This window comes from Tardiphaga sp. GW822-FHT04G09 (assembly GCF_058800725.1).
Map to the genome: position 1 here is coordinate 249,545 of NZ_JBXAMO010000008.1, position 13,056 is coordinate 262,600.

Sequence of the window (13,056 nt, forward strand, 5' to 3'; positions counted from 1 at the left end):
ATATGAGCCCGCGCTATTGATCCGATAAGATGGACAATCCCGAAAGGCTTGTTCACTCTGGCGAACAATGAGCGATCTCGATTTGCGCGATCTGGCGGCCTTTCTGGCGGTGGCCCGGACCCGGAATTTCCGGCGGGCTGCGGTGGAGACCCATGTTTCGGTGTCCAGCCTGAGCCAGCGCCTGCGCGACATGGAAGAACGGCTCGGGGTACGTTTGCTGCATCGCACAACACGCAGCGTCGCGCTCACCGAGGCCGGCGAATTGCTGCAGCGCAAAATAGCTCCAGCCATGGGCGACGTTCATGCTGCGCTGCAAGAAATTCGCGATTTCGGTGAGGTGCCCTCTGGCCGTCTCAGGATTAACGCTCCGGCACCAGCCATCGATATCGTCGTCGCGCCGATGGTCACGCCATTTCTGCAGCAATATCCGCAGGTTGAGCTTGAGATCGTTGCCGAGACGTCATTGATCGACATCGTCGCCAGGGGGTTCGATGCCGGCATTCGCTACGGCGAGGATCTGGCGCAGGACATGATCGCGGTCTCACTGGGGCCGCCACAGCGCTTCGTGATGGTGGCTTCCCCGCAATATATTGCGCAGCATGGGCGCCCTACCGCGCCGCAGCAATTGCTGCAGCATTGCTGCATCAGAACGCGTTTCGACAACGGTTCGATTCCGGAATGGGAGTTCGAAAAGGACGGACAGGTGATCCGGATACCGCCGCGGGGGCCGCTGCTGGCGAGCTATTCCCGCCTCGGGCTGGAAGCGGCCCGGGACGGACTTGGTTTTTACGCGGTGTTTGAGGACTATGTCCGGGACGACCTCGCGACCGGGAGGCTGATCAGCGTGCTGGAAGACTGGTTGCCGCCATTCCCGGGCCCGTTCCTGTATTATCCGAGCCGCCGGCAGCCGCCGCCGGCTTTGGCGGCGTTCGTGAGTTTTGTGGCGGAGTGGCGCAAACGGGAGCGGCGGGCTGCGGCCCCGGACAACCCCGGCGGATCAGAGCGGCAGGGGGATCGCTGAGGCGGTCTCGCGGGTCTGCCAGAAGGTCAGCACGCGCTGTGCCGTGGCGGGCACCAGGCGCTCGAAATTCTGCCGGGCTTCCTCGACATCGGCGGCGGCAGGCGAACGGCCGGGGCCGAGGCGCAGTGTCATCAGGGCGCGAACGGTGGCCCAGGAAATCCCGATCGATTTGCCGAGGATCAGCATTGGATCGTCGCGGTCGCCTTTGAGAAGCTGGTCGATGGTTCCGATCCGCACGCCCGACAGGGCGGCCAGGGCAGCGGCGGTTTCCTCATATTGATGAGCGCGAGCAAAGCGCAAAAGCGCGCCTTCGTTCAGCTCGTCGGCCTGGTGCAGTTTGCGAATGGCACGCTGCGCGGTGGCGAAGTCGCGGGTGGCGGTCAGGTGCGTCGGCGCGCCGGTGATGTCCTGCATCGCGCGGTTGATCGCGGTGCGCAGTTCAGGGGCTGCGGCATCGAACAGCCGGCGGCGAACCACCTCGACCGACTGCGCTAGCAGGTGTTTGAGCTGATCGGGCGCGAGATCGTCGCGCTGGCCGATGGTAACGGCGAGCACGCCGTCATCGCTGGCGCGGCGAATGAGGCCGGTATAGCCGAGCTGCGAGAAAGCGGCGCCGGCATTGCCGGCGACCCGGCGGATCACGTCGCGGTCGCCGCGGCGGACGATCACGTCGGTGAGGCGCGGCGTCAGCGTCGAGCGGTCGGAAATCGCCAGCAGATGCGACTGGCCCTGAATCTTGGCGATGTCGACCAGCGTCGGCTCGTCGATCAGCGGCGAGCGGCGCAGCAGCGGCCCGGCGATCAGGATTTCGTCGTCACGGACCAGCAGGGCGATGAGTTGCGGCGGCGCATTGACGAGGTCGGACAGCCGTTCGGCCAGCGCGCTGCGCGCCTCGACCTCGGTTTGTGGAACCAGACTGGTCAGGATGCCGTCGAACAGATCGACATGGGCTGGCTGATAGCGGGAAGCTCCCTTCAGGAAGAGCTCTGAAATCTTACGCACCGCCTCGCCGCGGCGCTTCGGATCGCTATCTCTGACGATGTTATCCAGGCCCGGAATGAGCGATTTCGCCTCAGCCATCAAAAAATACTCAACACCACCATACGGAAAGGCTGGCGCACCCTAGATCGGGTTCGTGAAGGAACGGTTAGCCGCAGGATTGGGCTACCGCGGGTTGCAGAAATATTGCCGGGCAGCCACTGCGACCTTGCCGGCGCACTGGAAAACGGCTATATCGCCCACAAGTTATTAGGTTCTCATACGATCGCGTTTGAGAGTGGGCCCCTCGGGACCCGCTCTTTTTTATTACCTGAATGGGCCCTGGCTGGTGATCCCGGCGGGGTTCGTCCGGGTCCAAGGAAGGGCCGAAAGCCCGACGCGACATACGACCTTATCTGCAGGCGGCACGCGAATTCAGACATTCTCCAACCGGAATAATTCGATCCTGGACATGACCGACCAAAAGCCAGAAACCGTTGATACCGAGCTGCTTTCCGAGCCGCGCCTGGTGATCGAGCCGGGTGCTGCGGCGCGGGTATCGGCTGTCGCCACGCCTGTGCTTGAAAACCTCGGTTACCGGCTGGTGCGGATCAAGATTTCCGGCGAACTCGGCTGCACCGTGCAGATCATGGCAGAGCGGCCGGACGGCACCATGCTGGTCGAGGATTGCGAGGCGATCTCGAACGCGCTGTCGCCGGTGATGGACGTCGCCGATCCGATCCAGCGCGCCTATCGCCTCGAAATTTCCTCGCCCGGCATCGATCGTCCGCTGGTCCGGCGCACCGATTTCGAGCGTTATCATGGCTATCTGGTTAAGATCGAGATGGCTGTCGCCGTTGGTGGCCGCAAACGCTTCCGTGGCCTGCTCGGCGCGATCGAAGGCGATGTCGTGCTGATCGAGCGCGAAGGCGCCCGCGATGGCGAGGACCCCATCACGCGGTTGCCGCTGGAAGACATCTCCAATGCCAGCCTGGTGCTGACCGACGAGCTGATCGCCGAGTCCATGCGCCGCGGCAAGCACGCCGAGCTTGATCTCAAGCGGGAACTCGGTCTGGCGCCGCCGCCGGCCCCCCATGCCAAGCGCAGCGATCCGAAAAAGAGCTTTGCGCCGAAGCCGAAACTCAAGGCCGCGAAAGCTGCCAAGAAGCCTTTGCCGAAGAATACCAAAGAACATCGTCTGGCCGCCGATCGTGCGCGCCGAGGCGAAATCGATCCCATCGAAGGAGAATGAGCTATGGCCGCTGTTAGCGCCAATAAACTCGAACTGCTGCAGATCGCCGACGCCGTCGCGCGCGAAAAATCGATCGACCGCAACATCGTCATCCAGGCGATGGAAGAGGCGATCGCAAAAGCGGCCCGTGCGCGTTACGGCTCCGAAACCGATGTGCATGCCGAGATTCATCCCAAGACCGGCCAGCTGTCGCTGACGCGCCACATGCTGGTGGTCGAGGACGTCGAGAACTCGTCGAACCAGACCTCGCTGTTTGATGCGCAGCGCGCCAATCCGGGTGCGCAGATCGGCGATACCATTGCCGACACACTGCCGCCGCTGGAATACGGCCGTATCGCCGCGCAGTCTGCCAAGCAGGTCATCGTGCAGAAGGTGCGCGAAGCCGAGCGTGACCGGCAGTACCAGGAATTCAAGGATCGCATCGGCGAGATCGTCAACGGCATCGTCAAGCGCGTCGAATACGGTTCGGTGATCGTCGATCTCGGCCGCAGCGAAGCCATCGTGCGCCGCGACGAGATGCTGCCGCGCGAAGTGTTCCGCAACGGCGATCGCGTCCGCGCCTATGTGTTTGACGTACGCCGCGAGACCCGCGGTCCGCAGATCTTCCTGTCGCGCACCCATCCGCAATTCATGGCCAAGCTGTTCGCGCAGGAAGTGCCTGAAATCTATGACGGTATCGTCGAGATCAAGGCCGTGGCCCGCGATCCCGGCTCGCGTGCGAAAATCGGCGTGATCTCGCGCGACTCGTCGGTGGATCCGGTTGGCGCCTGCGTCGGTATGCGTGGTTCCCGCGTGCAGGCGGTGGTCAATGAGCTGCAGGGCGAAAAGATCGACATCATTCCGTGGTCGCCGGATATCGCCACTTTCGTGGTGAACGCGCTGGCGCCGGCGGAAGTCTCGAAAGTCGTGATCGATGAAGATCGTGAGCGTATCGAGGTTGTCGTTCCGGACACCAATAACCAGCTATCCCTTGCGATCGGTCGTCGCGGCCAGAATGTGCGCCTGGCTTCGCAGCTGACCGGCTGGGATATCGACATCCTGACCGAGCAGGAAGAATCCGAACGTCGCCAGGCCGATTTCGAAAATTCCACGCGCGTCTTCATGGAAGCGCTGAACGTCGACGAAGTCGTCGGTCAGCTGCTCGCGTCGGAAGGTTTCACCTCGGTGGAAGAGCTCTCGATGGTCGATGCCAAGGAACTGGCTGGCATCGAAGGCTTCGACGACGAAACAGCGGCCGAATTGCAGAGCCGCGCACGTGAATATCTCGAGCAGCTCGAAGCTGAACTCGAAGGCAAACGTAAGGAACTGGGTGTGGAAGACGCTTTGAAGGATGTTCCGGGCGTGACCCTCAAGATGATGGTCAAGTTCGGCGAAAACGACATCAAGACCGTCGAGGATCTTGCCGGCTGCGCCACCGACGATCTGGTGGGCTGGACCGAGCGCAAGGAAGGCTCCGAGCCGACCAAGCACCCGGGCATTCTCGATGCCAGCGAGATCTCCCGTGAAGACGCCGAGCAGCTGATCATGCAGGCCCGCGTCGTGGCCGGCTGGATCACCCAGGCCGATCTCGACAAGGGTGCTGCGGTCGACGCCACCGAAGAAGCGTAAGGACAATGCCACGCGCATGCTCGCCATTGCTGACCAAGCAGATCTGGATAACGGCCCCCGGAGCACCAAGCCCGGGACCGAACGGATGTGCGTGGTCACGCGGAGCGTGCGCCCGATCGATGATCTGATCCGTTTCGTCGTCGCGCCCACGGGCGAGGCGATCCCGGACCTGAAGCGCAAGCTTCCTGGCCGCGGCCTCTGGGTCACGGCCTCCCGCAAGGCGGTGGCCGAGGCGGCCAAGCGCAATCTTTTCGCCAAGGGCTTCAAGAAAGCGGTCAAGGCGTCGCCAACCCTGGCTGACGACACCGACAGGCTGATGGTGCGCGGTGTTATCGAGGCGCTGGCCATGACCGCCAAGGCCGGTCAGGTGGTCTCCGGTTTCACCAAGGTCGAAGACGCCCTGCGCCGCGGAACGGTCGGTGTTCTGCTCCATGCGTCCAACGGCGCCCCTGATGGAATCCGCAAACTGGACGGCATTGCCCGGCAACGCGTGGAATTTGACGCGGAATCCGGCGATGACGCGCCGAAACTGCCGATCATTACGGTTTTGAGCTCCGATGAATTGGATTTGGCATTGGGGCGGTCAAATGTGATACATGCTGCCGTGCTTACGGGCCCGGCGGGCAAAACGTTCCTGTCACGCAGCCAGACTCTGGTCCAATACCGGCTGGCTGACGACGACATCAACGCAAGCGCCAAAGCTTCGCTGACAACTGCTGCGCCGGAGACGGAGCCGCTGACGCCAACGATCTCGCTGATCGAAACTTCGACGACTGTGCGACCGCGCACAACGCAACAAGATTAGGACTGCTGAATGGTTGATACGAAAACGCCTGGTGACAAGACTCTGAGCGTTCCCAGCAAGACCTTGACGCTCAAGCCGCGCGTCGAGCAGGGCACTGTGCGCCAGAGCTTCAGCCATGGCCGCACCAAGCAGGTGGTGGTCGAGAAGCGCGGCAAGCGCCGTATGCCCGGCGATGCGCCGGCTGCTGCGCCTGTCGCGGCTGCTCCGGCACCGGCTGCTCCGGCGCCTGTCGAGACTGCTGCACCAGCTCCCGTTGCTGCTGCGCCGGCTGCTCCCGCTGCAACTGCTGCGCCCGCGGCGCCGGTTGCGCGCGCTGCTGCGCCTGCACCTGCACCGGCCGCACCGGCTCCCCGCACTGCTGCACCTTCTCCCGCAGGACGCAGCTCTGCTCCGTCCCCCGCGGCGCCATCGCGCGCGCCGCAGCGCTCGCAGCCCCCGGCTCGTTCGGGGTCGGGCGTCGTGCTCCGTACCCTGACCGAGGAAGAGCGCAATGCCCGCGCCAGCGCGCTGGCCGATGCCCGCGTGCGCGAGCAGGAGGAGCGTCGTCTCGCCGAGATCGAGGCGGCCCGCCGCAACACCAAGGAATTCAAGGAACAGGAAGAGCGTGAAGCCGCCGAAGCCCGTCGCAAGGCCGAGGAAGAGCGTCACCGCCAGGAAGAAGAAGCCAAGCGCCGCGCCGAAGTCGAGGCCAAGCGCCGTCAGGCTGAAGCCGATGCGAAGGCCGCCAAGTCGGCCACGACGACGGCCCGTCCCGGCGCCACCTCAGCCACGCCTGCGCGTGCGCCCGGCGTCGCTGCCGACGGCACCGACGAGGATGAAGGTCCGCGCGTTATTCGCCGTGGTCCCGGCGGCGCCGCGCGCCCCGTGATCGCGCCGAAGCCCACTGCCAAGCCCGGCCCGCAGAAGGAGCGCGGCCGTCTCACCGTGGTCACCGCGTTGTCGGCCGGCGATGTGCGCGAGCGTTCGATCGCCTCGTTCCGCCGCCGCACCCAGCGCCTGAAGGGTCATCAGTCGAACGAGCCGAAGGAAAAGCTGGTTCGTGAAGTCACGATCCCGGAAGCGATCACGATCCAAGAACTCGCCAACCGCATGGCCGAGCGTGCCGTGGACGTCATCCGCCTGCTGATGAAGCAGGGCGCGATCCACAAGATCAACGACGTCATCGACGCCGACACCGCGCAGCTGGTGGCCGAAGAAATGGGCCACACCGTCAAGCGCGTTGCCGAATCGGACGTTGAAGAGGGTCTGTTCGACAAGGTCGATAATTCCACCGATACCGAACCGCGTTCGCCGGTTGTGACCGTCATGGGCCACGTCGACCACGGCAAGACCTCGCTGCTTGACGCGCTGCGCCATGCCAATGTCGTGTCCGGCGAAGCCGGCGGCATCACCCAGCATATCGGCGCGTACCAGGTCATGTCGCCCGAGAGCGGCAAGAAGATCACCTTCATCGATACGCCCGGCCACGCTGCGTTCACCGCGATGCGTGCCCGCGGCGCCAAGGTTACGGATATCGTCATCCTGGTGGTGGCGGCCGATGACGGCGTCATGCCGCAGACCATCGAAGCCATCAATCACGCCAAGGCTGCCGGCGTGCCGATGATTGTGGCGATCAACAAGATCGACAAGCCCGATGCCAAGGCGGAGCGCGTACGCACCGAACTGCTGCAGCATGACGTGCAGGTCGAATCCTTCGGCGGCGACGTGGTCGACGTCGAAGTGTCGGCGAAGAACAAGACCAATCTCGACAAGCTGCTCGAAATGATCGCGCTGCAGGCCGATATTCTCGACCTGAAGACCAATTCGGAACGTCCGGCGGAAGGTACCGTGATCGAAGCCAAGCTCGATCGTGGTCGTGGTCCGGTGGCGACCGTGCTGGTTCAGCGCGGTACCCTGAAGGTCGGTGACATCATCGTGGCCGGTGCCGAAATGGGCCGTGTCCGCGCACTGATCTCCGATCAGGGTGAGACGCTGACCGCAGCAGGTCCGTCGGTGCCGGTCGAAGTGCTCGGTTTCAACGGTCCGCCGGAAGCCGGCGATCGTATGGCCGTGGTCGAGAACGAAGCCCGCGCCCGTGAAATCACCGGCTACCGTGCACATCAGAAGCGCGAGAAGTCCGCAGCCTCCACCAACGGCATGCGCGGCTCGCTCGAGCAGATGATGAGCCAGCTGAAGACCTCGGGTCGCAAGGACTTCCCGCTGATCATCAAGGCCGACGTGCAGGGTTCGCTCGAAGCCATTCTCGGCTCGCTCGAGAAACTCGGCACCGACGAAGTCGCGGCGCGCATCCTGCATGCGGGTGTCGGCGGCATCTCGGAATCGGACGTCACGCTGGCGGAAGGCTTCAACGCCGCCATCATCGGCTTCTCGGTTCGCGCCAACAAGGAAGCTGCCGCTGCTGCCAAGCGCAACGGCATCGAAATCCGCTACTACAACATCATCTACGATCTCGTGGATGACGTGAAGAAAGCCATGTCCGGTCTGCTCGCGCCCACGCTGCGCGAAACCATGCTGGGCAATGCGCAGATCCTCGAAGTGTTCAACATTTCGAAGGTCGGCAAGGTTGCGGGTTGCCGCGTCACCGACGGCACCGTGGAACGCGGCGCGAATGTGCGCCTGATCCGCGACAACGTCGTCGTGCACGAAGGCAAGCTGTCGACACTGAAGCGCTTCAAGGACGAAGTGAAGGAAGTGGCGTCAGGCCAGGAATGCGGCATGGCGTTCGAGAACTACGGCGACATGCGCGCCGGCGACGTGATCGAGTGTTACCGCGTAGAGACCATCCAGCGCTCCCTGTAAGTCCAAATCTTGCAGAGAGACTGATGTGAATGAGACGTCATGCCCGGCCTGCGCGAAGCGAGCTTCGCTAGATGGCCGGGCATCTGCGTCTTTGATGTTTCAGCACCACTGACGTGAATGGCCGGGACAAACCCGGCCATGACGAATTTCGTTTTGTAGGGAAACCGATGCCCAAGCATCACCAGAAGTCCGCGACGCCGGGCGGCTCGCAACGTCAGTTGCGCGTCGGCGAACTGATCCGCCATGCGATCGCCGATATCCTGTCGCAAGGCGGGGTCCACGATCCCGTACTGGCAACCACCATCATCACCGTGCCGGAGGTGAGGATGTCGCCCGATCTCAAGCTCGCCACCGTCTATGTGATGCCGCTCGGCGGCCAGAACACCGAGCCGGTGCTGAAAGCGCTGGCGGCGAACAAGAGCTTCCTGCGGACCGAGGCCGCGCATCGCGTCAACCTGAAATATGCCCCGGATCTCCGCTTCCGCATCGATGAGCGCTTCGACGAAGCCGAGCGCATCGACAAACTCCTGCGCACGCCCGCCGTTGCGCGCGACCTCAAACCAGACTCGGACGAAAACGAATGACTGTGACGACACCAGCCGCCGCCCTCGATTCACGCCTCGATGAAGCGGGCAATGGCGAGGCCACCCTGTCTCCGGCTGTGCAGCACGGTGACCACGGTCAGCAAAGCGACCGCGGCGGCAATGACCAGCGTCAGCATCAGGGCCCTCGCGGCAATAACGATCCGCGCCATCAGGGCGGCAAGCAACGTCATCAGGGCCAGGTTCGGCGCGACAAGCGCGACGTCCATGGCTGGGTGATCCTCGACAAGCCGATCGGCATGACCTCGACCCAGGCGGTCGCCATCGCCAAGCGCCTGTTCCAGGCCAAGCGCGCCGGCCATGCCGGCACCCTCGATCCGCTGGCGTCCGGCGGTCTGCCGATCGCGCTCGGCGAAGCCACCAAGACGGTTCCCTTCGTGATGGACGGTCGCAAGCGCTATCGCTTTACCGTCGCCTGGGGCGAGGAGCGTGACACCGACGACACCGAGGGCCGGGCGACCTTCACCAGCGAGATCCGGCCCACGGCCGAGCAGATCCGGGCGCTGCTGCCGCAATTTACCGGCAATATCGAGCAGACCCCGCCGCAATACTCGGCGATCAAGATCCAGGGCGAGCGCGCCTATGATCTCGCCCGCGACGGCGAGGTGGTGCCGCTGGTTCCCCGTCCGGTCGTGATTCACGAATTAGTCCTTACAGAACAGCCAGATAGCGACCACGCGGTATTCGAGGCCGAATGCGGCAAGGGCACTTACGTGCGCGCGCTGGCCCGCGATATCGGCCGTTTGCTCGGCTGCTACGGCCATATCAGTGCGCTCCGGCGTACCCTGGTCGGACCTTTCGCCGAAGCCGACATGATTCCGCTGGAACAGTTGGAGGCTTTGTGCGATAGAGCCGCGTCTGGCGAGGGCAGCCTCGCCGACGCGCTACTGCCCGTTGAGACCGCGCTGGACGACATCCCGGCACTGGCCGTCACACGGGCGGATGCGGCAAGGCTCCATCGGGGCCAGGCCGTTTTGTTGCGCGGACGGGATGCGCCCGATTGTAGCGGCACAGTTTATGTCACGGTGGCAGGGCGATTACTGGCCCTCGCTGAAGTTGGCAACGGCGAACTCATCCCCAAGCGCGTGTTTAACCTGACCGGACTGACCGCCAGTTCGGCCCGCAAAGAAAGTAACTGACGATGTCGATTACCGCAGAACGCAAAGCGGAAGTCATCAAGACCAATGCCAACAAGGCCGGCGACACTGGTTCGCCGGAAGTCCAGGTTGCGATCCTCTCCGAGCGCATTGCCAACCTGACCGGACACTTCAAGACCCACACCAAGGACAATCATTCCCGTCGTGGTCTTTTGAAGCTCGTCTCGACGCGTCGTTCGCTGCTTGACTACATCAAGCGCAAGGACGAGGCGCGCTACAAGGCGTTGCTCGAGAAGCACAACATCCGCCGCTAAGACAATCACGCGCGCACTTCTTGCGCGCGTTTTTGCATGAATCGTAGTGCGGGCCACTGTGGGCCGCACGATAACGTCCAGGAGCACTCCGGCAACTGGACGATGACGGGCAAGGTGCTCGTCGCGCGGCGCGATCCCCCAAAGATCCCCGCGACCATCGGAAGGATGGACGCCATTCAGAATACAAAGGCCATGGCAGGATCGCCGGACGCTGATTTCGCGACATCGCGAGCAGCCTCTTGCCGTCTTGCGCATGGCTTTTGTGTTTCGGGCGCCGTTCTCCGTGAACCCATGAAAGAAACCCAAGATGTTTAATGTTCACTCCGTCGAGATCGATTGGGGCGGTCGTCCGCTCAAGCTGGAAACCGGCAAGGTTGCCCGTCAGGCTGACGGTGCCGTCATCGCCACCTACGGCGAGACCGTCGTTATCGCCACCGTCGTCGCCGCGAAGACTGCCAAGGATGGCATCGACTTCCTGCCGCTGACTGTCGACTACATCGAGAAGACCTACGCAGCCGGCCGCATTCCCGGCGGTTACTTCAAGCGCGAAGGTCGTCCGACCGAGAAGGAGACGCTGGTCTCCCGCCTGATCGATCGTCCGATCCGCCCGCTGTTCGTCGATGGCTGGCGCAATGAAACCCAGATCGTCGTCACCGTGCTGTCGCACGACATGGAAAACGATCCGGACATTCTCGCGCTCGTTGCCACCTCGGCTGCGCTGACGATTTCCGGCGCCCCGTTCCAGGGCCCGATCGGTGCGGCCCGCGTCGGCTTCATCAATGATGAATACGTGCTCAACCCGACCCTCGACGAGATGGCCGACACCAATCTCGACCTCGTCGTCGCCGGCACCGGCGATGCCGTGCTGATGGTGGAATCGGAAGCCAAGGAGCTCAACGAAGACGTGATGCTCGGCGCCGTGATGTTCGGTCACCGCCACTTCCAGCCGGTCATCAAGGCGATCATCGAGCTCGCCGAGAAGGCCGCCAAGGAGCCGCGCGAGGTCAAGACCATCGATGACAGCGAAATCGAGAAGGAAATGCTCGGTCTCGTCGAAGCCGAGCTGCGCGCTGCTTACGCGATCCCTGTGAAGCAGGACCGCTACGCTGCCGTCGGCGCCGTCAAGGCGAAGGCGATGGCACACTACTTCCCGGAAGGTCAGGAGCCGAAATACGACAAGCTCCGCATCGCCGCGGTGTTCAAGGAACTGGAATCGAAGATCGTTCGCTGGAACATCCTCGACACCAAGAAGCGCATCGACGGCCGCGACCTGACGACGGTTCGTCCGATCGTTGCCGAAGTCGGCGTGCTGCCGCGCGCCCACGGTTCGGCGCTGTTCACCCGCGGTGAAACCCAGGCGCTGGTCGTGACCACGCTCGGCACCGGTGAAGACGAGCAGTACATCGACTCGCTGTCGGGAACGTACAAAGAGACGTTCCTGCTGCACTACAACTTCCCTCCCTACTCGGTCGGCGAGACCGGTCGTATGGGCGGCACCAAGCGTCGCGAAATCGGCCACGGCAAGCTCGCCTGGCGCGCAATCCATCCGGTTCTGCCGGGTCACCACGAATTCCCGTACACCGTGCGCGTGGTGTCGGAAATCACCGAGTCCAACGGTTCGTCGTCGATGGCATCGGTTTGCGGTGCTTCGCTGGCGCTGATGGATGCGGGCGTTCCGATGAAGCGTCCGACGGCGGGTATCGCCATGGGCCTGATCCTCGAAGGCGCACGCTACGCGGTTCTGTCGGACATCCTGGGTGATGAAGATCACCTCGGCGACATGGACTTCAAGGTGGCTGGTACCGACACCGGCATCACCTCGCTGCAGATGGACATCAAGATCGCCGGTATCACCGAAGAGATCATGAAGGTCGCTCTGGGCCAGGCCAAGGAAGGCCGCATTCACATTCTCGGTGAGATGTCGAAGGCGATCAACAACGCCCGTGCCGAGCTCGGCGAATACGCGCCGCGCATCGAGACGTTCAAGATCGCCACCGACAAGATCCGTGAAGTGATCGGCACCGGCGGCAAGGTGATCCGCGAGATCGTCGAAAAGACCGGCGCCAAGGTCAACATCGAAGACGACGGTACCGTGAAGGTGGCCTCGAGCGATGGTGAGTCGATCAAGGCTGCGATCAAGTGGATCAAGTCGATCGCTTCGGATCCGGAGCTCAACGCGATCTATGAAGGCACCGTGGTCAAGGTCATGGAGTTCGGTGCATTCGTGAACTTCTTCGGCGCCAAGGACGGTCTGGTTCACATCAGCCAGCTCGCCGGCGGCCGCGTGCAGAAGACCTCCGATGTCGTCAAGGAAGGCGACAAGGTCAAGGTCAAGCTGCTCGGCTTCGACGATCGCGGCAAGACGCGTTTGTCGATGAAGGCGGTCGATCAGGAGACCGGCGAAGATCTCGAAGCCAAGCAGAAGGCCGCCGAAGGCGCGACTGCAGCGGAGTAATCTCGCAGCGACATTGCGAAGTACGAAAGGGCGGCCGAGAGGCCGCCCCAGACCACTGACAAACCCCGTCGATTTTCGGCGGGGTTTTTCTTTGCAGCTTGTTTTATCAGGCTTGGCCGATTGTT

Annotated in this window: 10 protein-coding genes; 9 read left to right on the plus strand and 1 reads right to left on the minus strand. The window is 63.2% G+C overall.

All coding sequences use genetic code 11. The annotated features are described in order from the left end of the window. The first annotated feature begins 67 nt into the window (after positions 1 to 67). Entirely contained in the window at positions 68 to 1,021 is a 954-nt protein-coding gene (locus AC1RLZ_RS16875; protein WP_493189524.1) for a LysR family transcriptional regulator, read from the plus strand. Here AC1RLZ_RS16875 and AC1RLZ_RS16880 read toward each other — a convergent pair. Next, complete coding sequence (locus tag AC1RLZ_RS16880; protein WP_493189525.1) at positions 998 to 2,101, minus strand: DUF2336 domain-containing protein; 1,104 nt, start codon at positions 2,099 to 2,101, stop codon at positions 998 to 1,000. The genes AC1RLZ_RS16875 and AC1RLZ_RS16880 overlap by 24 nt on opposite strands. A 370-nt stretch (positions 2,102 to 2,471) precedes the next feature. Between AC1RLZ_RS16880 and rimP the strand changes: the two genes are divergently transcribed. From rimP to pnp, 8 genes are all read left to right on the plus strand, one after another. Further along, on the plus strand, positions 2,472 to 3,251 hold the full coding sequence (gene rimP / locus AC1RLZ_RS16885) for a ribosome maturation factor RimP (RefSeq protein ID WP_371423536.1): 780 nt from the start codon (positions 2,472 to 2,474) through the stop codon (positions 3,249 to 3,251). A gap of 3 nt (positions 3,252 to 3,254) precedes the next feature. Further along, a complete protein-coding gene (gene nusA, locus AC1RLZ_RS16890; RefSeq protein ID WP_493189526.1) occupies positions 3,255 to 4,859 on the plus strand; it encodes a transcription termination factor NusA in 1,605 nt (534 codons plus the stop codon). 16 nt (positions 4,860 to 4,875) lie between these two features. Next, positions 4,876 to 5,664 (plus strand): RNA-binding protein, encoded by a 789-nt coding sequence (locus AC1RLZ_RS16895; RefSeq protein ID WP_493189527.1) that lies wholly within the window; start codon positions 4,876 to 4,878, stop codon positions 5,662 to 5,664. A 9-nt stretch (positions 5,665 to 5,673) separates the two neighbouring features. Then, positions 5,674 to 8,463: a translation initiation factor IF-2 gene (gene infB, locus AC1RLZ_RS16900; protein WP_371423539.1), complete on the plus strand. Its 2,790-nt coding sequence runs from the start codon at positions 5,674 to 5,676 to the stop codon at positions 8,461 to 8,463. Between the two features lie 167 nt (positions 8,464 to 8,630). Beyond that, positions 8,631 to 9,047, plus strand: a complete 417-nt coding sequence (gene rbfA / locus AC1RLZ_RS16905; RefSeq protein ID WP_371423540.1) for a 30S ribosome-binding factor RbfA — start codon at positions 8,631 to 8,633, stop codon at positions 9,045 to 9,047. Beyond that, positions 9,044 to 10,204, plus strand: a complete 1,161-nt coding sequence (gene truB, locus AC1RLZ_RS16910; protein WP_493189528.1) for a tRNA pseudouridine(55) synthase TruB — start codon at positions 9,044 to 9,046, stop codon at positions 10,202 to 10,204. The genes rbfA and truB overlap by 4 nt, the downstream gene beginning before the upstream one ends. Before the next feature lie 2 nt (positions 10,205 to 10,206). Beyond that, positions 10,207 to 10,476, plus strand: a complete 270-nt coding sequence (rpsO, locus tag AC1RLZ_RS16915; RefSeq protein ID WP_092140706.1) for a 30S ribosomal protein S15 — start codon at positions 10,207 to 10,209, stop codon at positions 10,474 to 10,476. Positions 10,477 to 10,783: 307 nt separating this feature from the next. After that, on the plus strand, positions 10,784 to 12,931 hold the full coding sequence (pnp, locus tag AC1RLZ_RS16920; RefSeq protein ID WP_371423542.1) for a polyribonucleotide nucleotidyltransferase: 2,148 nt from the start codon (positions 10,784 to 10,786) through the stop codon (positions 12,929 to 12,931). Positions 12,932 to 13,056: the final 125 nt, after the last annotated feature.

Excerpts from the sequence above, each read along its gene's own strand:
- AC1RLZ_RS16875 (WP_493189524.1), top strand. The coding sequence starts at position 68 with ATGAGCGATCTCGATTTGCGCGATCTGGCGGCCTTTCTGGCGGTGGCC.
- rpsO (WP_092140706.1), top strand. The coding sequence starts at position 10,207 with ATGTCGATTACCGCAGAACGCAAAGCGGAAGTCATCAAGACCAATGCC.
- AC1RLZ_RS16895 (WP_493189527.1), top strand. The coding sequence starts at position 4,876 with ATGCTCGCCATTGCTGACCAAGCAGATCTGGATAACGGCCCCCGGAGC.
- nusA (WP_493189526.1), top strand. The coding sequence starts at position 3,255 with ATGGCCGCTGTTAGCGCCAATAAACTCGAACTGCTGCAGATCGCCGAC.
- AC1RLZ_RS16880 (WP_493189525.1), bottom strand. The coding sequence starts at position 2,101 with ATGGCTGAGGCGAAATCGCTCATTCCGGGCCTGGATAACATCGTCAGA.
- pnp (WP_371423542.1), top strand. The coding sequence starts at position 10,784 with ATGTTTAATGTTCACTCCGTCGAGATCGATTGGGGCGGTCGTCCGCTC.
- truB (WP_493189528.1), top strand. The coding sequence starts at position 9,044 with ATGACTGTGACGACACCAGCCGCCGCCCTCGATTCACGCCTCGATGAA.
- infB (WP_371423539.1), top strand. The coding sequence starts at position 5,674 with ATGGTTGATACGAAAACGCCTGGTGACAAGACTCTGAGCGTTCCCAGC.
- rimP (WP_371423536.1), top strand. The coding sequence starts at position 2,472 with ATGACCGACCAAAAGCCAGAAACCGTTGATACCGAGCTGCTTTCCGAG.
- rbfA (WP_371423540.1), top strand. The coding sequence starts at position 8,631 with ATGCCCAAGCATCACCAGAAGTCCGCGACGCCGGGCGGCTCGCAACGT.